At 65.7% G+C, this 883-nt stretch carries 1 protein-coding gene and 1 pseudogene; both read left to right on the forward strand.

Translation table 11 applies throughout. From position 1 onward, the window contains the following. On the forward strand, positions 1–217 hold a 217-nt coding region (locus JCM19049_RS15785), incomplete at its 5' end, for a hypothetical protein (RefSeq protein ID WP_279403396.1). Between the two features lie 102 nt (positions 218–319). Then, positions 320–883, forward strand: a pseudogene (recR, locus tag JCM19049_RS15790) (recombination mediator RecR); the annotation flags it as partial.

The raw sequence follows: 883 nt of genomic DNA on the forward strand, positions 1-883 counted from the left end.
CCGCCGGGTCCTGGGGCCAGCCGCAGCGTTCGGCACCGCAGCGCCCCACCCGCAGCCGGAACCGGAGCCGGATGAGTTCGTGCCCAGCGATGATGACATCGCGGTGGAGGATTCGAACCTGATCGGGGTGCCGGCCATCGAACGGCTGCTGGGCGGCGTGGTGATCGAACAGCGTGACACCAACGGCAATCCGGTGGAACTTCGCCGCAGCCTCTAGCTGCGCCGCCCGCCACGGGTAAGTGTCGGTGTGAGACGCTAATCTAGTACGCGAACCCGGGCCAGCCAGCACGGGTTCGCCCAGCAAGGAAAGAGAGCAGCAGTGTACGAGGGAGCAGTTCAGGAACTGATCGACGAGCTCGGTCGGCTTCCGGGCATCGGTCCGAAGTCCGCGCAGCGCATCGCTTTCCATATCCTCGATGCCGATCCGGGTGATATGACCCGGTTGGCGGCCGCCATCCAGACGGTGAAGGAGAAGGTGAAGTTCTGCCAGATCTGCTTCAACATCACCGAGCAGGAGATCTGCGCGATCTGCCGGGATGAACGCCGCGACGGCAGCAAGATCTGCATCGTCGAGGAGTCCAAGGACGTGTTGGCCATTGAGCGCACGCGCGCCTTCAACGGCAAGTACCACGTGCTGGGTGGCTCCATCAACCCGATCCAGGCATCGGCCCGGAGCAGCTGCACATCCGCGAGCTGCTCGCCCGACTGGGCGATGAGTCGATCACCGAGCTGATCGTGGCCACCGACCCGAACCTGGAGGGCGAGGCCACGGCCACCTACCTAATTCGTGCGCTGCGGCCGCTGGGCATCAGCATCACCCGGCTGGCCTCGGGCCTTCCGGTGGGCGGGGACCTGGAGTACGCCGATGAGGTCACCCTGGCCC

Source organism: Arthrobacter sp. JCM 19049 (genome assembly GCF_001310435.1).